This is a genomic window from Streptomyces sp. NPDC002386, from assembly GCF_053593175.1.
In genome coordinates, this window is sequence record NZ_JBSFBX010000015.1 from 63341 (window position 1) to 83702 (window position 20362).

The following is a 20362-nucleotide window of genomic DNA, read 5'->3' on the forward strand; positions in this document are numbered from 1 at the left end:
CTACTGGATCACCACCTTGACGACGCCGGTGAGGGCGATCTGGGCGAGGGAGAGGGGGACGAGGAGGGTCCAGGAGAGCTTCTGGAGCTGGTCCTCGCGCAGGCGCGGGTAGGTCACGCGGAGCCAGATGACGACGAAGGCGAGGATCGCGGTCTTCAGCAGGGTCCACAGCCAGCCGAGGCCGTCGGCACCCCACGGGCCGTGCCAGCCGCCCAGGAAGAGGACAGTGGTCAGACCGCACAGGACGACGATGCCGGCGTACTCGGCGAGCAGGAACAGCGCGAACCGCAGACCGGTGTACTCGGTGTACGCGCCGAAGATGATCTCCGAGTCGGCGACGGGCATGTCGAAGGGCGGACGCTGCAGTTCGGCGAGGCCGGCCACGAAGAACACGATCGCGCCGACGATCTGCCACGGCAGCCACCACCAGTGGAAGGCGTGCACGATGCCCGGGAGGGAGACCGTGCCGGCCGCCATGGTGACGGAGGCCGCCGCGAGCAGCATGGGCAACTCGTAGGCGAGGAGCTGGGCCGCCGTGCGCAGGCCGCCGAGCAGGGAGAACTTGTTGGCGCTCGCCCAGCCGGCCATCAGCGAGCCCAGCACGCCGACGCCCATCACCGCGAGCACGAAGAAGACCCCCGCGTCCAGCACCTGCCCGACGGCACCCTCGCCCGGTCCGATCGGGATGGCGAGCAGGACGAGCAGGTACGGCAGCAGGGCGACGGCCGGGGCGAGCTGGAAGACGCGGCGGTCGGCGCCGGCCGGGACCACGTCCTCCTTCTGCGCGAACTTCACACCGTCGGCGATGAGCTGGGCCCAGCCGTGGAAGCCGCCCGCGTACATCGGACCGAGGCGGCCCTGCATGTGGGCCATCACCTTGTGCTCGGTCTGGCCCACGATCAGGGGGAAGGTGAGGAAGACGACGAACACGACCAGGAGTCGCAGGACGACATCCAGCGCGTCGTTCACCGCGGGCCTCCTGTGGGGTCGTCGGGGGTGGGGGGTTCTTCGGGACTCTCGGGGTGCCGTGCCGGCTCGGCTTCGGGAGCGTCCTGGGGGCGCTGAGCCGGCCGCGCCTCCGGAACGTCCTGGGATTCCTGGGCTCGCTCGGCTTCCCGGGTCGGCTCGGTCTCCGCGGCCGACTCCTCCCGGGGCCGCTCGGCCTCCGGAGCCTGCTCAGCCTCGGGGGCCCGCTCGGCCTTCAGCGGCTGCTCGGCCTCCGGGGCCCGCTCGGCCTGGACAGCTCGCGTCTCTCGGGCTCGCTCCGCCTCCGGGCGCTGCCCGGTCTCCGCCGCCGCCTGAGCCGGCTCCGGTTCCCGGGCGGGCTCGGGCCGTTCGTCGAAGGCCGGGCGCGCGTGGTGCCACGGGGCGTCAGAGCTGCGCGGGGCCCCGCCCCGGCGGGCGGAGCCGCCCGGCTCCGCCGCTTCGGCCCGTTCGGTCGGTGCGGCCGGCTCCGTCGGTTCCGTCGGTTCCGCCGGTTCGATCGGTGCCGCGGGCCGCTGCGAGGCCGAGCCTCCCGAGGCGCTGCGCGCTCGGCGCGGCCGGGCCGGTGCCGGACCGGGCTCACGCGCCACCGCGGCCTCGGCGGCCGGTCCCTCCGGCGCCGTCCGCTCGGCGTCACCCTCGACGGCGGCCTGCTCGCGCACCGCCGCGTCCTCGGCCGGCGCCGCCGCCTGGCTCGCCGAGCCCTCGCTCGCACTCCTCGTCCGACGCGGCCGCGCCCCGGCGCCGGCGGTTCCCGCGGCACCACCGACTCCGGCGGGTCCAGCGGCCCCAGCAGCCCCAGCAGCCCCAGCAGCCCCAGCAGCCCCAGCAGGAGTCTCCCCGGCCTGGCTCGCGGAGCCCTCCGACGCCGTGCGGGCCCGGCGTACCGGGCGCTCACCGGCCGCGCGGGCCGGGCGCTCGCCCGCCGCGCGCCCCGCGCCCCGGGCCGGGCGGGCCGGGGCGGGAGGGAGCTGGCCCTTCAGCGGGCCCCACTCGTTCGGGTCGGGGACGCCCGGCGGCAGCATCTGGCGGCGCTTGGGGCCACCGTGGTCGGACTCCCCGGGCTCCTTCGCGCCCGGCCAGGCCTTGGCCACGCGGGCGGCGAGGACGAAGTCCTTGCGCAGCGGGTGTCCCTCGAAGGTCTCCGGGAGGAGCAGGTGCTCCAGGCCCGGGTGGCCCTCGAAGACGACCCCGAACATCTCGTGCGTCTCGCGCTCGTGCCAGGCCGCGCCCGCGTACACGCCGACGGCGGACGGCAGCTCCGGCGCCTCGTGCGGCACGGTCGTGCGGACCAGGAGGCGGCGGACCGGGTGGAGGGCCACGACGTGCGCCGAGACGCGGAATCCCGTCCCCGGTTCGTCGACGGCGCTCAGCCAGTCGAAGTAGGTGCAGTGCAGGGTGGTGCGGGCCGTCTCCAGGGCGGTGAGCCACGAGGACGGCGGCACGTCGACCGTCAGGACCTCGTAGGACTCCTCGGCCGTGGCGTCGGGCCCGAAGAGGTCCCCGGCGGGTGCGGGCAGCCAGCCTGCCGTGCTCATCACGCGTCCCCTTCCCGGGCGGGCGCCGGGGGCTTCACCAGGTCGCTGCCGAGGGCGGCCGCGGACGGGCGGGCGGCCCCGTACCGGTCCCCGAGCGACTCGGCGGCGATCTTCTCCTGGAGCTTGAGGATGCCCTGGAGCAGCGCCTCGGGGCGCGGCGGGCAGCCCGGTACGTACACGTCGACCGGGATGATCTGGTCGACGCCCTTGGTGACGGAGTACGAGTCCCAGTAAGGGCCGCCGCAGTTGGAGCAGGCGCCGAAGGAGATGACGTACTTGGGCTCCGGCATCTGCTCGTAGAGGCGCTTCACTGCCGGCGCCATCTTGTCGGTGACCGTTCCCGAGACGACCATCAGGTCGGCCTGGCGGGGGCCCGGCGCGAAGGGGATGACCCCGAGGCGGATGAAGTCGTGGCGGGCCATCGACGCGGCGATGAACTCGATCGCGCAGCAGGCGAGACCGAAGTTGAACACCCACAGCGAATAGCGGCGGCCCCAGTTCAGGACCACCTTCATCGGCTCGGGGGCGAGCCGGGCGAGGGCGCCCAGCCGCTTGGGCTCCGGAAGCAGGACGGGCTCCGCGGCGGACGGGTTCTCCGTGGCGGACGGGTTCACGTCCATGCCAGCACCCCCTTCTTGTAGGCGTAGAGCAGACCCACGGCGAGGAAGCCGAGGAAGATGAACATCTCCACGAGGGTGGTCGCGCCGTAGCCGGGGGCGGCGAAGACCGTCGCCCACGGGAACAGGAAGATCGAGTCGACCGCGAAGATCACGTAGAGGAAGGCGTAGACGTAGTAGCGGACCTGGGTGTGGGCCCAGCCCTCGCCGACGGGGTCGACGCCGCATTCGTAGGTGAGCAGTTTCTCCGGGGTGGGCACCACCGGGCGCAGCAGCCGGCCGGCGCCGAACGCGACCGCGACGAAGAGCACGCCGATGAGCGCGAGCAGTCCCACGACCGAGTAGGACCGGAAGTAGCCGGCCGCGTCCGCCGCGGCGACCGTCGAGTCCCCCAACGTCTCCCGCACCGTCCGCCTCGCTCCCTGACCTCGTGACCTTGGTGAACCCGGTGCAGTGGATCCCTGTGCTGCGACCTGATTCGAGGATCTGTACGCACGGGAGTCTAGGCCCTGATAAAGACACGGTAAGCAGCCCGTCACGGCGTGAGACACCGGGGCCGGGCGGAGGGTGGGGTTTTCCCCAGGGAACGGGGGCGGTGGACCGCATGGCACAAGGTGCGCCGGGCACGGCAGGCTGGCCCGCATGACCGTTTCCGCCTCCGCCGCCGACCGGACCGACGGCTCCGGCCGCCCGCCCTCCGACCGTCTGCCGCCCGCCCGTACGGCCCTCGACGGGCGCACCTGGAAGGAGATCGCGCATCTCCTGCTGAACCTGCCGGTGGCGCTGTTCGGCTTCACGTACGTGTTCACGGTGGTGCTCGTCAGCGGGGTCCTCACCCTCACGGTGATCGGGCTGCCGCTGCTCGCGGTCTGCCTGCTGGGCGCCCGGCAGCTCGGCAAGCTGGAGCGGAGCCGGTCCCGGGCGCTGCTCGGGGTGCGGGTCGACGAGCCGTCACCGCTGCCGCTCGCCCGGGGCGGGGGGATGTTCCAGCGGCTGTGGCTGGCGCTGAAGGACCCGGTGGGCTGGCGGACGCTGCTCTACGACCTCATCCGGCTGCCCTGGGGCATCCTCACCTTCTGCACCGTGCTGACCTCGCTGTTCGTGCTGTGGCCGGTGCTGCCGTTCATCGCGCGGGGGCTGACCAACGTGGACCGGGCGATGGTGCGGGGGCTGCTGTCGCCGTCCGACGAGCTGGAGCGGCGGATCGCCGAGCTGGAGTCGGACCGGGGCGTCGTGGTCGACACGGCCGCCGCCGACCTGCGCCGGATCGAGCGGGACCTGCACGACGGGGCCCAGGCCCGGCTGGTCAACCTCGCCATGGGCCTGGGCCTGGCCAAGGAGAAGCTGCTGGAGGATCCCGACTCGGCCGCCGCGATGGTGGACGAGGCGCACGGCGAGGTGAAGCTCGCGCTCCAGGAGCTGCGCGACCTGGCCCGGGGCATCCACCCGGCGGTGCTGACCGACCGCGGCCTGGACGCGGCCCTGTCCGCCGTCGCCTCCCGCTGCACCGTCCCCGTGATGGTGACGGCGGACCTGCCGACCCGGCCCGCCGCGGCCATCGAGGGCATCGCCTACTTCACCGTCTCCGAGCTGCTGCAGAACATCAGCAAGCACAGCCGGGCACGCTCCGCCTCGGTCGACGTCTGGCGGGCCGAGGACCGGCTGCTCGTCCAGGTACGGGACGACGGGGCCGGCGGCGCCACGCTGGAGGGCGGCAGCGGCATGCGGGGCCTGGCGGAGCGGCTCGGCGCGGTGGACGGCCTGTTCGTGGTCGACTCCCCCGTCGGCGGCCCGACGGTGGTCACGGCGGAGCTGCCCTGGCGGGACCGCAGGGAGTAGCCGGGCCCCTCCGCGCCGTCCCACCAGCGCGGTCCCACCCCGCGCCGTCCCGACCCGCGCCGTCCCGGCCCGCGCCCACCGGGCCCCTCACCGCCCGCGCGGGGTGGGGAAAACCCCCGGGCGGAGACGCCGACGGCCTCCATGGTTCCCGGGGCCGCCGCCCGCCACGCTGGACACACGGTCGCAGCAGCGCCGCCAGGACGAGCAGAACGGACGACACCGATGGCCACGGAGTACGGACAGGGGTACGGGCGGGGACACGGTCACCCCACCGGATCCGGCTTCCCCGCCCACGACGGGGAGCGGCGCCACCGGCTGCCCGCCGTCCTGCGGGCGCCCGTCGAGGCGCGCAGCCTGCGCGAGTTCGGTTACGTACTGCTGAGCCTGCCCGTCGCGGTCGTGCTGTTCTGCTGGGCGGTCACCATGGTGTCGCTCGGCGCGGGCCTGCTCATCACCTTCCTCGGGGTCCCGGTGCTGGCGGCGGCCCTCGCCGGCTGCCGTGGCTTCGGCGTACTGGAGCGCACGCGCGCGCGTGCGCTGCTGCGCCTGGAGGTGGCCGATCCCGAACCGCTGCGGGTGGCCGGACCGGGGGCCTTCGCGTGGATGGGGGCGGTGCTCAAGAGCGGTGCGTCGTGGCGCCATCTGCTGTACGCGCTGCTGCAGTTCCCCTGGGCGGTGTTCTCGTTCGTCGTGGCGCTGGACTTCTGGACGATCGGCTGGGCGCTGCTGACGTATCCGCTGTGGTTCTGGGTCCTGCCGGTGTACGCGGGACAGGGCGGCATCCAGCTCTACGGCGACGCGCACCACAGCGTCTACCTCGACAACCCGTTCGAGATCACCGTGACGGCGCTGGTGGGTCTGGTGTTCACGCTGGCCACACCCTGGGTCGTGCGGGGGCTGGTGACCGTGGACGGGCTGCTGGTGCGCGGGCTGCTGGGGCCTTCGCGGCTGTCGGCGCGGGTCGTGGAGCTGGAGTCGGACCGGGGGGTCGTGGTCGACACGGCCGCCGCCGACCTGCGCCGTATCGAGCGGGACCTGCACGACGGGGCCCAGGCCCGGCTGGTCAACCTCGCCATGGACCTGGGGCTGGCCAAGGAGAAGCTGCGGGAGGACCCGCAGGAGGCGGCCCGCATGGTGGAGGACGCGCACGGCGAGGTGAAGACCGCCCTGCAGGAACTGCGCGACCTGGCCCGGGGCATCCACCCGGCGGTGCTGACCGACCGCGGCCTGGACGCGGCCCTGTCCGCCGTCGCCTCCCGCTGTACCGTCCCGGTGCGGGTGGAGGTCGACCTGCCGACCCGGCCCGCCGCGGCCATCGAGGGCATCGCCTACTTCACCGTCTCCGAGCTGCTGCAGAACATCAGCAAGCACAGCCGGGCACGCTCCGCCTCGGTCGACGTCTGGCGGGCCGAGGACCGGCTGCTCGTCCAGGTACGGGACGACGGGGCCGGCGGCGCCGACGCCGCCCGGGGCTCCGGTCTGGCCGGTCTGGCCGGGCGTCTGGACGCGGTGGACGGGGTCCTGGTCGTGGACTCACCGGCGGGCGGCCCCACCCGGGTGATCGCCGAGCTGCCCTGGCGCGGCTGAGCGGAGGCGCACAGGAGAGGACCGCGCGCGTTCCCGCCGGGCCGGACCCGGCGGGAACGCGCGCGCGGGGCTGTTTCCCCCGCTCCTGGGCGCGCCGCCGCGAATGCTGGAATGCTTGACCTTCGTACGGGACGCCGTCGGAAGGTCGGGCTGTGGGGGGCCGGGAGATCGTGGAGAACAGGGTGCGAGTGGTCATCGCCGAGGACTCGGTGCTGCTCAGGGAGGGCCTGACCCGGTTGCTGACCGACCGCGGGCATGACGTCGTGGCCGGCGTCGGGGACGCGGAGGCGCTGATCAAGACCATCGCCGACCTGGACGCGCAGGGTGAGCTGCCCGACGTGGTGGTGGCGGACGTGCGGATGCCGCCGACCCACACCGACGAGGGGGTGCGGGCGGCCGTACGGCTGCGCAGGACGCACCCGGGGCTCGGGGTGCTGGTGCTGTCGCAGTACGTGGAGGAGCGGTACGCCACCGAACTGCTGGCCGGTTCCAGCCGGGGCGTGGGCTACCTGCTCAAGGACCGGGTCGCCGAGGTGCGGGAGTTCGTCGACGCGGTGGTGCGGGTCGCCGGGGGCGGTACGGCGCTGGATCCGGAGGTGGTCGCGCAGTTGCTCGGACGCAGCCGCAAGCAGGACGTGCTGGCGGGGCTCACCCCGCGGGAGCGCGAGGTGCTGGGGCTGATGGCGGAGGGCCGGACGAACTCGGCGGTCGCCCGGCAGCTCGTGGTCAGTGACGGGGCCGTGGAGAAGCACGTCAGCAACATCTTCCTGAAGCTCGGACTGTCCCCGAGCGACGGCGACCACCGGCGTGTTCTGGCCGTTCTGACCTATCTGAACTCGTGACGGACCGGCACTCGTCAGCTGGGTGTCAGTCCGTCCGGCTTCTGTGGAACCGGCACCCGGGTGGATGAGGGCCGGAGGAGGGAATCGGAAAGGCGCACAGGCGCGGCGAGCCGGTTGACCGTAGCTTGGGCGGCGCGAGGAACCATGAGAATCCAGCGCGACGGGCCGTCTCGAAACGCCGTCCATCATGCGGATGGCCGCCGGAGGGCGACCCTGAGCGACGTAGGGTTGATTCTGGGATGGTCCGTGGGACGACCATTCCCGGACAGCCGCCTCGAAGGAGGTCCAGTTCAGTGACCAGCCAGGTCAGCAGCCCAGCGGAGCAGGCCGACGCGGCCGTCGTGGGAGAGCAGCGCAAACCGGGCGGAGCGAAGGACGTGCGGCGCCTGGACCGGGTGATCATCCGGTTCGCGGGGGACTCGGGTGACGGCATGCAGCTCACCGGTGACCGCTTCACCTCGGAGACCGCGTCCTTCGGCAACGACCTCTCCACCCTCCCGAACTTCCCCGCCGAGATCCGCGCCCCCGCGGGCACCCTGCCCGGTGTCTCCTCCTTCCAGCTCCACTTCGCCGACCACGACATCCTCACCCCGGGCGACGCGCCGAACGTGCTGGTCGCGATGAACCCGGCCGCCCTGAAGGCCAACATCGGCGACCTCCCGCGCGGCGCCGAGATCATCGTCAACACGGACGAGTTCACCAAGCGCGCGCTGCAGAAGGTCGGCTACGCCGCCGACCCGCTGGAGGACGGCTCGCTCGACGGCTACCACCTGCACCCGGTGCCGCTGACGACGCTCACGGTCGAGGCGCTCAAGGAGTTCGACCTCTCCCGCAAGGAGGCCGAGCGCAGCAAGAACATGTTCGCCCTGGGCCTGCTGTCCTGGATGTACCACCGGCCGACCGAGGGCACCGAGAAGTTCCTGAACAGCAAGTTCGCCAAGAAGCCGGACATCGCGGCCGCGAACGTCGCCGCCTTCCGGGCGGGCTGGAACTTCGGCGAGACGACCGAGGACTTCGCGGTCTCCTACGAGGTCGCGCCGGCCGCCAAGGCCTTCCCGGTCGGCACCTACCGCAACATCTCCGGGAACCTGGCCCTGGCCTACGGCCTGGTCGCCGCCTCCCAGCAGGCGGATCTGCCGCTGTTCCTCGGCTCGTACCCGATCACCCCGGCCTCCGACATCCTGCACGAGCTGAGCAAGCACAAGAACTTCGGTGTGCGGACGTTCCAGGCCGAGGACGAGATCGCGGGCATCGGCGCGGCGCTGGGCGCGGCCTTCGGCGGCTCGCTGGCGGTGACGACCACGTCCGGCCCCGGGGTCGCCCTCAAGAGCGAGACGATCGGCCTGGCGGTCTCGCTGGAGCTGCCGCTGCTGGTGGTCGACATCCAGCGCGGCGGCCCGTCGACCGGACTGCCGACCAAGACCGAGCAGGCGGACCTCCTGCAGGCGATGTACGGACGCAACGGCGAGGCACCGGTTCCGGTGGTCGCGCCGAGGACCCCCGCGGACTGCTTCGACGCGGCCCTGGAGGCGGCCCGGATCGCGCTCACCTACCGCACGCCGGTGATCCTGCTCTCCGACGGCTACCTCGCCAACGGCTCCGAGCCCTGGCGCATCCCGGACCTGGACGAGCTGCCCGACCTCCGGGTCCGGTTCGCCACCGGCCCGAACCACACCCTGGACGACGGCACCGAGGTGTTCTGGCCGTACAAGCGCGATCCGCAGACCCTCGCCCGGCCCTGGGCGATCCCGGGCACGCCGGGCCTGGAGCACCGCATCGGCGGCATCGAGAAGCAGGACGGCACGGGCAACATCTCCTACGACCCGGCCAACCACGACTTCATGGTCCGCACCCGCCAGGCCAAGATCGACGGCATCGACGTCCCGGACATCGAGGTCGACGATCCGGACGGGGCGCGCACCCTGGTCCTCGGCTGGGGTTCCACCTACGGGCCCATCACGGCGGCGGTACGGAGACTGCGCGGCGCCGGCGAGGCCGTCGCGCAGGCCCATCTGCGCCATCTCAACCCCTTCCCGTGCAACCTGGGCGAGGTGCTGGAGCGGTACGACAAGGTCGTGGTGCCCGAGATGAACCTCGGCCAGCTCGCCACGCTGATCCGGGCGAAGTACCTGGTGGACGCCCACTCGTACAACCAGGTCAACGGCATGCCGTTCAAGGCGGAACAGCTCGCCACCGCGCTGAAGGAGGCCATCGATGACTGACGCCACCAACGGGCTGCTGCAGTTGGTCCCCAAGGCCGAGGCGAAGCAGTCGATGAAGGACTTCAAGTCCGACCAGGAGGTGCGCTGGTGCCCGGGCTGCGGTGACTACGCGATCCTGGCGGCGGTCCAGGGCTTCATGCCCGAGCTGGGGCTGGCCAGGGAGAACATCGTCTTCGTCTCCGGCATCGGCTGCTCCTCCCGCTTCCCGTACTACATGAACACCTACGGGATGCACTCGATCCACGGCCGCGCCCCGGCGATCGCCACCGGCCTGGCCGCCTCCCGCCGCGACCTGAGCGTGTGGGTGGTCACCGGTGACGGCGACGCCCTCTCCATCGGCGGCAACCACCTCATCCACGCCCTGCGCCGCAACGTCAACCTGAAGATCCTGCTGTTCAACAACCGGATCTACGGCCTGACCAAGGGCCAGTACAGCCCGACCTCCGAGATCGGCAAGATCACCAAGTCGACGCCGATGGGTTCGCTCGACGCGCCCTTCAACCCGGTATCCCTGGCGATCGGCGCGGAGGCGTCCTTCGTCGCCCGGACCATCGACTCCGACCGCAAGCACCTCACCGAGGTGCTGCGCGCGGCCGCCGACCACCCGGGCACGGCGCTGATCGAGATCTACCAGAACTGCAACATCTTCAACGACGGCGCCTTCGACGCCCTGAAGGACCGGCAGCGGGCCGAGGAGGCGCTGATCCGCCTCGAGCACGGGCAGCAGATCCGCTTCGGGGCCGACGGGTCGCGCGGTGTCGTGCGCGACCGGAACACCGGCGATCTGAGGGTGGTCACGGTGACCGCCGAGAACGAGGCGGAGATCCTGGTGCACGACGCGCACTCCGCGTCCCCCACCACGGCCTTCGCCCTCTCCCGGCTCGCCGACCCGGACACCCTGCACCACACCCCGATCGGTGTGTTCCGCTCGGTCGAGCGGCCGGTCTACGACAACGAGATGGCCGACCAGCTCGACACGGCGATCGAGCAGCACGGCAAGGGCGACCTGGGCGCGCTGCTCGCCGGCGGGGACACCTGGACGGTCGTCGGCTGACGGGCGGCCCGCTCACCGACTAGGAGGCCCGGGACCTGAGTTCCCGGGCCTCGTCGTATGCCAGCCGGGCCCGCTCCACCTCGTCCATGCGCTCGTGCGTCCACCGGGCGAGGGAGCGCACCTGCCGCGCCGCCTCCTGTCCGAGTCCGGTGAGCGAGTAGTCGACGCGGGGCGGGATCACCGGCTTGGCGTCCCGGTGGACCAGTCCGTCGCGCTCCAGGGTCTGCAGCGTCTGGGTCAGCATCTTCTCGCTGACGCCCCGGCCGCCGTACCGGTCGATCGCCCGGCGCAGCTCGCTGAAGCGGTACGGCCGCTCCAGCAGCTCGATCAGCACGAGGACACCCCAGCGGCTGGTGAGGTGCTCCAGGACGAGGCGGTACGGGCACTGGGCCTCGGCCTCCGCGGTGGTCACCCTGTCACTTACTGCCATGCCAGTACCTTACTTCAAAGTGGGTACTTTCGCTTGGTTAGCGCCTCTCCTAGGGTTAGTGACAGACATACGGAGTCACCGACGGACGCACCCACAAGGAGACCGCGCATCATGAGCATCGTCGTCACCGGAGCCACCGGACACCTCGGCCGCCACGTCGTGGAGCAGCTGCTGGAGAAGGTCCCGGCCGGAGAGATCACCGCCGTCGTGCGGGACGAGGCGAAGGCCGCCGGCCTCGCCGCCCGCGGGGTCCGGCTCGCCGTGGCCGACTACAACGCCCCCGAGACCTTCGACGGCCTGTTCCGGGCCGGCGACAGGGTCCTGCTGATCTCCGGCAACGAGTTCGACAAGGGCCGGGTCCGGCAGCACCAGGTCGTCATCGACGCCGCCGGGGCCGCCGGCGTCGCCCTGCTGGCGTACACCAGCGCCCCGGGCAGCCTCACGGCCGCACTCGCCGACGACCACCGCGCCACCGAGGCGGCGCTGCTCGCCTCCGGCCTGCCCTACAGCCTGCTGCGCAACGGCTGGTACCACGAGAACTACACCGAGAACCTCGCCCCGGTGCTGGAGCACGGCGCGGTCATTCAGGCCGCCGGCGACGGCCGGGTCTCCTCGGCCTCCCGCGCCGACTACGCGGCCGCGGCGGTCGCGGTGCTGACCGGCGAGGGCCACGAGAACGCGACGTACGAGCTGGGCGGCGACGAGGCGTGGGGCTTCGCCGAGTACGCGGCCGAACTGAGCCGGCAGACCGGCCGGGAGATCGGCTACACCCCGGTACCGGTCGAGACGCTCGAGTCCATCCTGGCGGGCGCCGGGCTGCCCGGGCCGCTGGCCGCGGTACTGGCCGGCGTGGACGCCTCGATCGAGAAGGGCGAACTGGTCGTCTCCACCGGCGACCTCTCCCGCCTGACGGGCCGTCCGACCACCCCGCTCGCCGAAGCCGTCGCCGCCGCGCTCAAGGGCTGACCACGCCGTTCCGGAGCCCCCGCACGACCAGCGGCCCCGCCTGTCATGACCGTATGGCGATACGGGCATGACAGACGGGGCCGCGCGGCGCTACCTTCTTCCTCGCACACGTGGCTGAGGCGAGAAGGAGGGGCCCATGGCCGGGACGTCCAGAGGAGAGCACCGGACAGGCCTGGTGAACGGTTTCGCCGCGTACGGGATGTGGGGCCTGGTCCCACTGTTCTGGCCGCTGCTGAAGCCCGCCGGAGCCATGGAGATCCTGGCCCACCGCATGGTGTGGTCCCTGGTCTTCGTCGCCGTCGCCCTGCTCGTCGTACGCCGCTGGGCCTGGGCCGGGGAACTGCTGCGGCAGCCGCGGCGGCTGGCGCTCGTCGTGGTGGCCGCCGCCGTCATCACCGTCAACTGGGGCGTCTACATATGGGCCGTGAACTCCGGCCATGTGGTCGAGGCGTCCCTCGGGTACTTCATCAACCCTCTGGTGACCATCGCGATGGGCGTGCTGCTCCTCAAGGAGCGGCTGCGGCCCGCGCAGTGGGCCGCGGTCGGGGTCGGCTTCGCCGCCGTCGTCGTGCTGACCGTCGGCTACGGCCGCCCGCCGTGGATCTCGCTCTGCCTGGCGTTCTCGTTCGCCACCTACGGGCTGGTGAAGAAGAAGGTCGCCCTCGGCGGTGTCGAGTCGCTGGCCGCCGAGACCGCGGTCCAGTTCGTGCCCGCGCTCGGCTATCTGGTCTGGCTCGGCGCACACGGCGGAGCCACCTTCGCCACCGGCGGCACCGGGCACTCCCTGCTGCTCGCCTCGACCGGCCTCGTCACGGCCCTGCCGCTGGTCTGCTTCGGCGCGGCGGCCATCCGGGTGCCCCTGTCCACGCTGGGACTGCTGCAGTACCTGGCACCGGTCTTCCAGTTCCTGCTCGGCATCCTCTACTTCCACGAGGCGATGCCGGCGGAGCGCTGGGCCGGATTCGCCCTGGTGTGGCTGGCGCTGGGTCTGCTGACCTGGGACGCCGTGCACGCCGTCCGCAGGCCCCGGGTGGTCGCCGTGTCGCCGCTCGTGGAGTCCGCCGAGCCCGCCCGGGAGGACGTCCGCCGGGTCGGCTGACGCCAATGGCCGGTGCGGGTCCGTGCGGGCGGCTATAAGTGGTGAACATGTCCACAGACACGCCCGCATCAGACACGTCCGCGTCCGCTCCGGCCCCGCTGCGCTGGAAGCTCGTCATCGACGCGGCGGACCCGCACACCCAGGCGGACTTCTGGGCCGCCGCGCTGCACTACACGGCCGAGGACAACAGCGCGCTCGTCGAACGGCTGCTGTCCCTCGGCGCGCTGCCGGGCGAGGCCACCGTCGAGTACCACGGCCGGCCCGCCTTCCGGGACCTGATCGCCGTACGGCACCCCGAGGACCCCTGCGACCCCGACACCGGCATCGGGCTGGGCCGGCGGCTGCTCTTCCAGCGCGTCCCGGAGGCGAAGACGGTCAAGAACCGGCTGCACATCGACGTGCACGCCGGCGCCGGGCGCCGCGCGGACGAGGTGGCGCGGCTGGAGGCGCTGGGCGCACGGGTGCTGCGCGAGGTGAAGGACCCCGCCGGCGAGTGGGTGCTGATGGCCGACCCCGAGGACAACGAGTTCTGCGTCGCGTAGTCGGCCGCGCCGCCCGGGGCCGCGCCGGCCGTCTACGCCCGCGCGGCGCCGGCCGCGCGGGCGGTCAGGCGGACCATGCGCGAGCGTGCCGACTCCAGGGGTTCCGGGTCGCCGGCCGCGGGCCCGGGCTCCGTCGTGAGGTCCGTCCACAGGCCGAGGAGGTCGCGGCCCAGCCGCAGCCCCTCCTCCGGGTCGCGCACCGCGCGCCAGGCGGTGGCGGCGCTGCGCACATTGCCGTAGGCAGCCTCCGCGTCGCACGCCTGCCGGCGCAGCCGGGCGAGGTCCAGGGACAGGTGGAAGGAGCGCACCGGGTCGCCCGCCAGATAGGCGATGTAGGCGGTCAGCTCGCCCAGGTGCAGCACCTCGGGGTGGCGGGGGCCCAGGACCGCGCAGGCCTCGGCGACCGTGCGGCCGGCGAGCTCCGCCGCCGCCTCGATACGGCCGTCCCGGACGGCCTCGTTGATCCGCGTCATCGGCTCGGTGAGCAGCTCGGCGCCCTCCGCGGTCTCGGTCACGGGCGTGTCGCCGAGCACCTCCTCCGCCACCGCGTCGAAACCGCGGGCGGGGGTGGGGGTCGCGGACGAGGCCGGGGCGGGCTCGGGGTCGCACAGGGGCGCGTCCGGGACGGACACGGGTACCGGGGGGATCTCCCGGGCGGGCCGTGAGGCCACCGGCTCGGGGTGCGGTGCGGGGATGACGGGGGATTCGCCGGGCCGCCCCGCGGGTACCGGGGCGGCCGGCTCGGGGAGCGGCGCGGGCGCGGGGGGCATGGTCCGGGGTCCGTACGCGGGCACGGGGGCCGGCGTCCGGGTTCCGGTGGCGGTCCGCGCGCCGGGCACGGCGGCCATGACCGGCGGCGGCCCGAACCGCCCCTGCGGAGCCCGTCCCGGACCGGAGCCCGCCGTGACCGGAGAGGGGATCGCCGCACCCGGTCCGTCCGACCCGCTCTCCGGAGCGACCCGCACCGGGTCCCCCGCCACCCGGCTGGAGCCGTCCGCCGAGACCTCCAGGGGGACCACGCAGCCGGCGCGGTCGTCGTGGATCGTGGCACGTATCGGGGTGCCCAGGCTGATGGCGAGGCGCTGGAGGTGGTTGAGCACGGCCTGCTGGATCTCCTGACCCGGTTCCGCGACGACCGCCGTCCCGCCCACCGAGGCACTGCCCGTGCCGGACACCCGGACGGCCACCGCCGCGGGGTGTGCCGCGGGCTGCTGTGCCCGCTTCTTCTCGAAGCTGAGTCGAGACATCGGTTTCCTCACTCCCCCGGCGCCACGATCCGGTCCGTACGCGTCCTGCCGACCAGTGTGTCCGTTCAGCCCGGCTCCCGCGTCACCGAGACGTCACAGCCTCGCACCAGCCGCAGTCCGGAGCCCTGGAACCGGCCCTTGAAAGAGAGTGCTTGCGTGTGCATAAAATGCACACGCCCTTATTCGCGGTGCGACATCAACCACTACGGGGGACCCATGAGCCGCCGCTTCCTCTTCGTCCTGGGCAGTGCCCGGCCCGACGGCAACACCGAGCTGCTGGCCCGCGCGGCCGCCGAACAGCTCCCCGCCGGCGTCGAACAGCACTGGATCCGCCTCGTCGACCACCCGCTGCCCGACTTCACGGACCTGCGGCACGACACCGACCACGTACGCCCGGCCGCCGGCACCACGGCCGGTCTGCTGCTGGACGCCACCCTCGCGGCCACGGACCTGGTGATCGCGTCCCCGCTGTACTGGTACTCGGTCTCCGGCCACACCAAGCGGTACCTGGACCACTGGTCGGCCTGGCTGCGCACCCCGGGCATCGACTTCAAGGCGACGATGGCCGGGCGCACCCTGTGGGGCGTCTCGGCCCGGGCGGACCGGGAGCCGTCGGTCGCCGACCCGCTCGTCGGCACGCTCAACAACTCGGCCGCCTACCTGGGGATGCGCTTCGGCGGTGTGCTGCTCGGCAACGGCAGCGCGCCTGGTGACGTGGCCGCGGACACCGAGGCCCTCACCCGCGCGAAGACGTTCTTCAGCCGGGAGGCGCCCCTCGCCCGCTTCCCGTACCAGGAGGCCTGAGCCGGTCCTAGACGCTGATGTCCTTCGTCGTGAACCGCGCCCAGGCCGCCGAGCCGAACACGGCGGCGTACAGCGCCTGGAGACCGAGGTTCTTCACCAGGTCGTCCCAGTAGACGGGGTCGCGCATGAGATCGGCGAAGGACAGCCAGTAGTGGGAGAAGAAGTACGGCCGCAGCGCGTGCAACTGCGGTATCTGGTCCAGGATCTGAACGGTGATGAGCAGGCCCACGGTGGTCGCCATCGCCGCGATGCCGCTGTTGGTCAGGGTGGACACGAACAGCCCGAGGGCCGCGATGCCGACCAGTGAGGCGGCGACCGCCAGCGCGATCAGCAGCGCCCGGCCGAGGCCCTCGGTGAAGGTGATGCTCGTGCCGGAGATGGTCGTCAGGTCGCCGAGCGGGAACAGCAACGCGCCGACGGCCAGCGCGGACACGGCCACCACCAGGGTGGCCAGCAGGCAGAAGGCCATGACCGTCGCGTACTTGGTGAGCAGCAGGCGGGTACGGCCGGCCGGAGCGACCAGCAGATAGCGCAGGGTGCCCGCGCCGGCCTCACCGGCGATCGAGTCGCCCGCGACGACGCCGACCGCCATCGGCAGGAAGAACGGCAGGGTCGCGGCCAGCGCCGTGAACACCAGGAACAGGCCGTTGTTGGTGATCTGGGCCATGAACGCCGGGCCCTCGCCTCCGCCGCCGTCCGCCCCCGGACCGCCCCGCGTCTCGATCCGTACCGCGATGCCGACCAGCACCGGCACCGCCGCCAGCACCGCGAGCAGCGCGAGCGTGCGCCAGCGGCGCAGCGTGGTGACCAGCTCGCTGCGCAGCAGTCCGAAGGTCCACAGCGGACGCGTCCGGCGCCCGGCCGGCGCCCCGATCACCTCAGCCCGCGACATCGAAGCCCTCCCCGGTCAGTGCCACGAACGCGTCCTCCAGCGATGCCCGTTCGAGGGTGAAGCCGCGTACCCGGACGCCCGCCGCGACCAGGGCCGCGTTCACGTCCGCGAGGTCCCGCCGGGGCGGCTCGCCGGTCACCCGGTCGCCGTCGGCGACGACGTCCGTGACGCCCTGCTCCTTCAGCACCCGGGCCGCCTCGGCGGGATCCGGCGTGTTCACCGCCAGCCGGCCGCGCGCCCCGGCGGCCAGGTCGGCGACCGCGCCCTGGGTGATCAGGCGGCCCCGCGCCATCACCGCCGCGTGCGTGCACACCTGCTCGATCTCGTCGAGGAGGTGGGAGGACAGGAACACGGTCGTGCCGTCGGCCGCCAGTTCCTTCACCAGGGCGCGGATCTCCCGCATGCCCTGCGGGTCGAGCCCGTTGGTGGGCTCGTCCAGCACGAGCAGTCCGCGCGGCTGGAGCAGCGCGGCCGCCAGGCCCAGGCGCTGCTTCATGCCGAGCGAGTACGCCCTCGCCTTCTTGCCCGCCGCGGCCGTCAGGCCCACCCGGTCCAGGGCGGCCGCGACGCGGGCCCGCCGGGTGCGCGGATCGGCCGTCGGGTCGGCGGCGTCGTAGCGCAGCAGGTTGTCCCGGCCGGAGAGGAAGCCGTACAGGGCCGGGCCCTCGATCAGCGCGCCGACCCGGGGCAGGACGGTGCGCGCGGACCGGGGCATGGGCCGGCCCAGCACGCGCGCCGTGCCCGAGGTCGGTTCGATCAGGCCCATCAGCATGCGGATGGTGGTGGTCTTGCCGGAGCCGTTCGGGCCGAGGAAGCCGAAGACGCTGCCCGCCGGGACGGTCAGGTCGAGACCGTCGGCGGCGAGCTGTCCGCCGCGGTAGCGCTTGGTGAGGCCGCGCGTGGCGATGACGTGCTCCGGCGCGTCCCCCGGCTCACGCCCCGCGGCGGACGGTTCGTCCATCGGCTTCCCCTCGGTCGCCCGTGCCCGCTCCTGACCGCCCGTCTCCGGGCGGGATCACTTCCCGGCGTTCGCCACCCTCACCAGCGCGTCCTTGGTCACCGCGCCGGCGTACACCTTGCCGTCGTCGGTGATCAGGGCGTTGACCAGGCGGGTGGAGAACACCGTGCCCTTGCCGAACTTGCCGGAGACCTGGTCGCCGAGCGAGCCGAGGAAGCCGCCGAGCGGACCGTCCTGGCCGCCGGACGGCACGCCGCCCTCGGCGCCGGTGTCGAAGGTGGCGACCGAGGTCCAGCCCTTGCCGAGCACGGTGGCGCCGTTCAGGCCCTTGGCGAGGTCCTCACCGCCCTTGGGAGCGTGCTCCGGCGCCCTTCCCCTGCCGCCTTCCTTCTCCTCGGTGACCTTCGCACCCTTGGGCGGGGTGAAGTCGAAGGTGGCGGCGGCCGGCTTGGCGAAGGAGACCTGGGTGAAGCCCGCGTCGAGGACGGCGGCGCCGCCGCTCCGCGGGGTGAGCGTGAACTTCAGCGGCATGCCCGTCTTCGCGTCCACGGCGATGGTGACGGCGCCGACCGTGGTGCCGGACTGCCTGGGCTTGATCAGCAGCCTGTAGGCGTCGCGTCCGGCGACCTGCGCGGTGCCGTCGACGGTCACGGACGTGGTGTCGTCGACCGCCTTCAGGGCCTCGTCGGCGAAGCCCTTCGGCGTGGCCGGCGGCTGCTCCGCCCGGTGCTGACCGCCGGCGGCGGCGGAGTGGTGGACCTCGTTGCTCTTGCTGTCGTAGCCCCAGACGTCCTTGCCGTCGTGGATCAGGCTGTACTCGGAGCCGCTCTCCAGCAGCGACAGCTTCTGCCGGTCCGGGCCGTCGGTGGCCACGCGCAGCGTGTGCGTGCCGGAGGCCAGTTCGGTGAGCTTGGACCGCGGGTCCGCGGAGGAGCCGTCACCGGGGGCCGCCCCGGACATCAGGCCGCTCTCCAGGCCGCCGAGGTCCGGCAGGCCGAGGTCGGTGCTGACCTTCACCGTGCCGGACAGCTGCTGCACGTCCGACTTCGCGATCCTGTCGATGAGCTGCTGTGCGGTGATCTTCGGCAGATCGGGGTCACCGGAGTCGGCGAGCGCCGGGACCAGCCCGATCGTGGCCGCCGCGACCCCCACCACCGCGACCGGGACCACGTACCGGGCGGCCTTGCGGCGTCCGGTGGGCAGGTCCTCGTCCCGTGCGGCGCCCGTTGCGTCGTCGGATTCGTACGGTGCCATCTGTGCCTTACCTCCGTCGTCGGCGGCGGCTGTCCCCACACTGGTCCACCTGAGCCGCCATTCTCACCCGAATCGGTGAGGAGTGGTGATTTCCGTGGTTTCCATATGACCAAATCGGCCGTGAGGAAGCGTCAGACCGTGGCACCAAGTGCGTGTACGCCTGCGGTATGACACCCGAGGGCGGGGCCTCCCCCGACCCGTAGGGGTCGCGCGGGAGACACCGCCCTCGGCCGGGACCCAGGGCTCAGCCGGCCCGGTGCACCACCGCGTCGCACAGTTCGAGCAGCGCCGCCTTGGAGTCGCATTCCGGCAGCGGGGCCAGCGCGGCGCGCGCCTCCTCGGCGTAGCGCACGGTGTCGCGGCGGGCCTGCTCCAGCGCGGGGTGCGCGCGGAGCGCGGTCAGCGCCTCCTCGAGCCGGGCGTCGTCGCCGAGGTCGGAGTCGAGCAGCTCGCACAGTGCGGTGTCCTCGGGCAGCCCCAGACGGGCCGCGCGCTCGCGCAGCCGGAGCACGGGCAGGGTCGGGATGCCCTCGCGCAGGTCGGTCCCCGGGGTCTTGCCGGACTCGTGCGAGTCGGAGGCGATGTCCAGGACGTCGTCCGCGAGCTGGAAGGCGACCCCGAGCCGTTCGCCGTACTGAGTGAGCACGTCGACGACCGTCTCGTCGGCGCCGGACATCATGGCGCCGAACCGGCAGGACACCGCCACCAGGGAGCCGGTCTTGCCGCCCAGCACGTCCAGGTAGTGCTCGACCGGGTCACGGCCGTCCGAGGGGCCCGCGGTCTCCAGGATCTGCCCGGTGACCAGCCGCTCGAACGCGAGGGCCTGGACCCGGACCGCCTCGGGGCCGAGGTCGGCGAGGATCTGGGAGGCGCGGGCGAAGAGGAAGTCGCCGGTGAGGACCGCGACGGAGTTGCCCCAGCGCGTGTTGGCGCTGTCCACCCCGCGCCGCACGGACGCCTCGTCCATGACGTCGTCGTGGTACAGCGTGGCCAGGTGGGTCAGCTCCACGACCACGGCCGACGGCACGACACCGGGCGCGTACGGGTCCCCGAACTGTGCCGCGAGCATCACGAGGAGCGGCCGGAAGCGCTTCCCGCCGGCCCGTACGAGGTGCTGCGCGGCCTCCGTGATGAACGGGACCTCACTCTTGGTGGCTTCGAGCAAGCCTTCCTCGACAGCCGTCAATCCGGCCTGGACATCGGCTTCCAGAGCCTGGTCCCGCACGCTCAGCCCGAACGGCCCGACGACGGTCACGAGGGGTCTCCTGTCTGCTGGTGTCTGCTGGCGATTACACGGTTTGTCGATAGGTCGCTGCCCTCACTCAAGTCAGCGTATCCGGTCCTGTTTCGATCACCGAGGGCGCCCACCGGTCCGGCACGGACGGCATCGGACCATGATCGGCGCACTGCCGACCACCCGATAATACGGACATTAGGCGCCTTAATGCTCCTTTTGTGGCGCGCTGGAAATCGGCCACACGGCACCC

19 protein-coding genes are annotated in these 20362 nt (G+C 72.8%); 9 read left to right on the forward strand and 10 right to left on the reverse strand.

Annotated features, from left to right (window positions below):
• From ACWCPN_RS27375 to ACWCPN_RS27390, 4 genes are read right to left on the reverse strand one after another with little or no spacing between them, the layout of a single operon-like run.
• Positions 1-969, reverse strand: a complete 969-nt coding sequence (locus ACWCPN_RS27375; protein WP_451211141.1) for a complex I subunit 1/NuoH family protein — start codon at positions 967-969, stop codon at positions 1-3.
• Positions 966-2522: an NADH-quinone oxidoreductase subunit C gene (locus ACWCPN_RS27380; protein ID WP_451211143.1), complete on the reverse strand. Its 1557-nt coding sequence runs from the start codon at positions 2520-2522 to the stop codon at positions 966-968. The genes ACWCPN_RS27375 and ACWCPN_RS27380 overlap by 4 nt, the downstream gene beginning before the upstream one ends.
• Positions 2522-3142, reverse strand: coding sequence for an NADH-quinone oxidoreductase subunit B (locus tag ACWCPN_RS27385; RefSeq protein WP_451211144.1), 621 nt, complete (start codon positions 3140-3142; stop codon positions 2522-2524). The genes ACWCPN_RS27380 and ACWCPN_RS27385 overlap by 1 nt, the downstream gene beginning before the upstream one ends.
• A complete protein-coding gene (locus ACWCPN_RS27390) occupies positions 3133-3546 on the reverse strand; it encodes an NADH-quinone oxidoreductase subunit A (RefSeq protein ID WP_199211562.1) in 414 nt (137 codons plus the stop codon). The genes ACWCPN_RS27385 and ACWCPN_RS27390 overlap by 10 nt, the downstream gene beginning before the upstream one ends.
• Positions 3547-3781: 235 nt before the next feature.
• Between ACWCPN_RS27390 and ACWCPN_RS27395 the strand changes: the two genes are divergently transcribed.
• From ACWCPN_RS27395 to ACWCPN_RS27415, 5 genes are all read left to right on the forward strand, one after another.
• The gene (locus ACWCPN_RS27395; protein ID WP_451211148.1) at positions 3782-4978 is read left to right on the forward strand and encodes a sensor histidine kinase; all 1197 of its coding nucleotides are present in this window, start codon (positions 3782-3784) and stop codon (positions 4976-4978) included.
• A gap of 222 nt (positions 4979-5200) precedes the next feature.
• A complete protein-coding gene (locus ACWCPN_RS27400) occupies positions 5201-6565 on the forward strand; it encodes a sensor histidine kinase (RefSeq protein ID WP_451211151.1) in 1365 nt (454 codons plus the stop codon).
• A 182-nt stretch (positions 6566-6747) separates the two neighbouring features.
• Positions 6748-7407 (forward strand): LuxR C-terminal-related transcriptional regulator, encoded by a 660-nt coding sequence (locus ACWCPN_RS27405; protein ID WP_451211153.1) that lies wholly within the window; start codon positions 6748-6750, stop codon positions 7405-7407.
• 293 nt (positions 7408-7700) lie between these two features.
• Positions 7701-9629 (forward strand): 2-oxoacid:acceptor oxidoreductase subunit alpha, encoded by a 1929-nt coding sequence (locus tag ACWCPN_RS27410; RefSeq protein WP_451211156.1) that lies wholly within the window; start codon positions 7701-7703, stop codon positions 9627-9629.
• Positions 9622-10683, forward strand: a complete 1062-nt coding sequence (locus ACWCPN_RS27415) for a 2-oxoacid:ferredoxin oxidoreductase subunit beta (RefSeq protein WP_451211160.1) — start codon at positions 9622-9624, stop codon at positions 10681-10683. The genes ACWCPN_RS27410 and ACWCPN_RS27415 overlap by 8 nt, the downstream gene beginning before the upstream one ends.
• A gap of 19 nt (positions 10684-10702) precedes the next feature.
• On the opposite strand, the gene ACWCPN_RS27420 is transcribed toward ACWCPN_RS27415, so the two are convergent.
• A complete protein-coding gene (locus tag ACWCPN_RS27420; RefSeq protein WP_451211162.1) occupies positions 10703-11113 on the reverse strand; it encodes a winged helix-turn-helix transcriptional regulator in 411 nt (136 codons plus the stop codon).
• A 111-nt stretch (positions 11114-11224) separates the two neighbouring features.
• Between ACWCPN_RS27420 and ACWCPN_RS27425 the strand changes: the two genes are divergently transcribed.
• From ACWCPN_RS27425 to ACWCPN_RS27435, 3 genes are all read left to right on the forward strand, one after another.
• Positions 11225-12079 (forward strand): NAD(P)H-binding protein, encoded by an 855-nt coding sequence (locus tag ACWCPN_RS27425; protein WP_451211165.1) that lies wholly within the window; start codon positions 11225-11227, stop codon positions 12077-12079.
• Positions 12080-12215: 136 nt separating this feature from the next.
• Positions 12216-13178: an EamA family transporter RarD gene (gene rarD, locus ACWCPN_RS27430; protein ID WP_199211558.1), complete on the forward strand. Its 963-nt coding sequence runs from the start codon at positions 12216-12218 to the stop codon at positions 13176-13178.
• Between the two features lie 47 nt (positions 13179-13225).
• Positions 13226-13720: a VOC family protein gene (locus ACWCPN_RS27435; protein ID WP_392403408.1), complete on the forward strand. Its 495-nt coding sequence runs from the start codon at positions 13226-13228 to the stop codon at positions 13718-13720.
• A 32-nt stretch (positions 13721-13752) separates the two neighbouring features.
• On the opposite strand, the gene ACWCPN_RS27440 is transcribed toward ACWCPN_RS27435, so the two are convergent.
• Positions 13753-14967, reverse strand: a complete 1215-nt coding sequence (locus ACWCPN_RS27440) for a hypothetical protein (protein WP_451211169.1) — start codon at positions 14965-14967, stop codon at positions 13753-13755.
• Between the two features lie 216 nt (positions 14968-15183).
• Between ACWCPN_RS27440 and ACWCPN_RS27445 the strand changes: the two genes are divergently transcribed.
• Positions 15184-15771 (forward strand): flavodoxin family protein, encoded by a 588-nt coding sequence (locus ACWCPN_RS27445; RefSeq protein ID WP_199211556.1) that lies wholly within the window; start codon positions 15184-15186, stop codon positions 15769-15771.
• Between the two features lie 7 nt (positions 15772-15778).
• On the opposite strand, the gene ACWCPN_RS27450 is transcribed toward ACWCPN_RS27445, so the two are convergent.
• From ACWCPN_RS27450 to ACWCPN_RS27465, 4 genes are all read right to left on the reverse strand, one after another.
• Positions 15779-16663, reverse strand: coding sequence for an ABC transporter permease (locus tag ACWCPN_RS27450; RefSeq protein ID WP_451211172.1), 885 nt, complete (start codon positions 16661-16663; stop codon positions 15779-15781).
• On the reverse strand, positions 16650-17624 hold the full coding sequence (locus ACWCPN_RS27455; protein WP_451211176.1) for an ABC transporter ATP-binding protein: 975 nt from the start codon (positions 17622-17624) through the stop codon (positions 16650-16652). The genes ACWCPN_RS27450 and ACWCPN_RS27455 overlap by 14 nt, the downstream gene beginning before the upstream one ends.
• A 54-nt stretch (positions 17625-17678) precedes the next feature.
• On the reverse strand, positions 17679-18875 hold the full coding sequence (locus tag ACWCPN_RS27460; RefSeq protein WP_451211179.1) for a LolA family protein: 1197 nt from the start codon (positions 18873-18875) through the stop codon (positions 17679-17681).
• A gap of 244 nt (positions 18876-19119) precedes the next feature.
• Positions 19120-20130, reverse strand: coding sequence for a polyprenyl synthetase family protein (locus ACWCPN_RS27465; protein WP_199211553.1), 1011 nt, complete (start codon positions 20128-20130; stop codon positions 19120-19122).
• Positions 20131-20362 lie beyond the last annotated feature (232 nt).

What these genes read in the sequence shown, in the direction of transcription:
- ACWCPN_RS27445 (WP_199211556.1), top strand. Translation starts at nt 15,184, where the DNA reads ATGAGCCGCCGCTTCCTCTTCGTCCTGGGCAGTGCCCGGCCCGACGGC.
- ACWCPN_RS27455 (WP_451211176.1), bottom strand. Translation starts at nt 17,624, where the DNA reads ATGGACGAACCGTCCGCCGCGGGGCGTGAGCCGGGGGACGCGCCGGAG.
- ACWCPN_RS27450 (WP_451211172.1), bottom strand. Translation starts at nt 16,663, where the DNA reads ATGTCGCGGGCTGAGGTGATCGGGGCGCCGGCCGGGCGCCGGACGCGT.
- ACWCPN_RS27415 (WP_451211160.1), top strand. Translation starts at nt 9,622, where the DNA reads ATGACTGACGCCACCAACGGGCTGCTGCAGTTGGTCCCCAAGGCCGAG.
- ACWCPN_RS27435 (WP_392403408.1), top strand. Translation starts at nt 13,226, where the DNA reads ATGTCCACAGACACGCCCGCATCAGACACGTCCGCGTCCGCTCCGGCC.
- rarD (WP_199211558.1), top strand. Translation starts at nt 12,216, where the DNA reads ATGGCCGGGACGTCCAGAGGAGAGCACCGGACAGGCCTGGTGAACGGT.
- ACWCPN_RS27460 (WP_451211179.1), bottom strand. Translation starts at nt 18,875, where the DNA reads ATGGCACCGTACGAATCCGACGACGCAACGGGCGCCGCACGGGACGAG.
- ACWCPN_RS27380 (WP_451211143.1), bottom strand. Translation starts at nt 2,522, where the DNA reads ATGAGCACGGCAGGCTGGCTGCCCGCACCCGCCGGGGACCTCTTCGGG.
- ACWCPN_RS27425 (WP_451211165.1), top strand. Translation starts at nt 11,225, where the DNA reads ATGAGCATCGTCGTCACCGGAGCCACCGGACACCTCGGCCGCCACGTC.
- ACWCPN_RS27400 (WP_451211151.1), top strand. Translation starts at nt 5,201, where the DNA reads ATGGCCACGGAGTACGGACAGGGGTACGGGCGGGGACACGGTCACCCC.
- ACWCPN_RS27420 (WP_451211162.1), bottom strand. Translation starts at nt 11,113, where the DNA reads ATGGCAGTAAGTGACAGGGTGACCACCGCGGAGGCCGAGGCCCAGTGC.
- ACWCPN_RS27385 (WP_451211144.1), bottom strand. Translation starts at nt 3,142, where the DNA reads ATGGACGTGAACCCGTCCGCCACGGAGAACCCGTCCGCCGCGGAGCCC.
- ACWCPN_RS27395 (WP_451211148.1), top strand. Translation starts at nt 3,782, where the DNA reads ATGACCGTTTCCGCCTCCGCCGCCGACCGGACCGACGGCTCCGGCCGC.
- ACWCPN_RS27440 (WP_451211169.1), bottom strand. Translation starts at nt 14,967, where the DNA reads ATGTCTCGACTCAGCTTCGAGAAGAAGCGGGCACAGCAGCCCGCGGCA.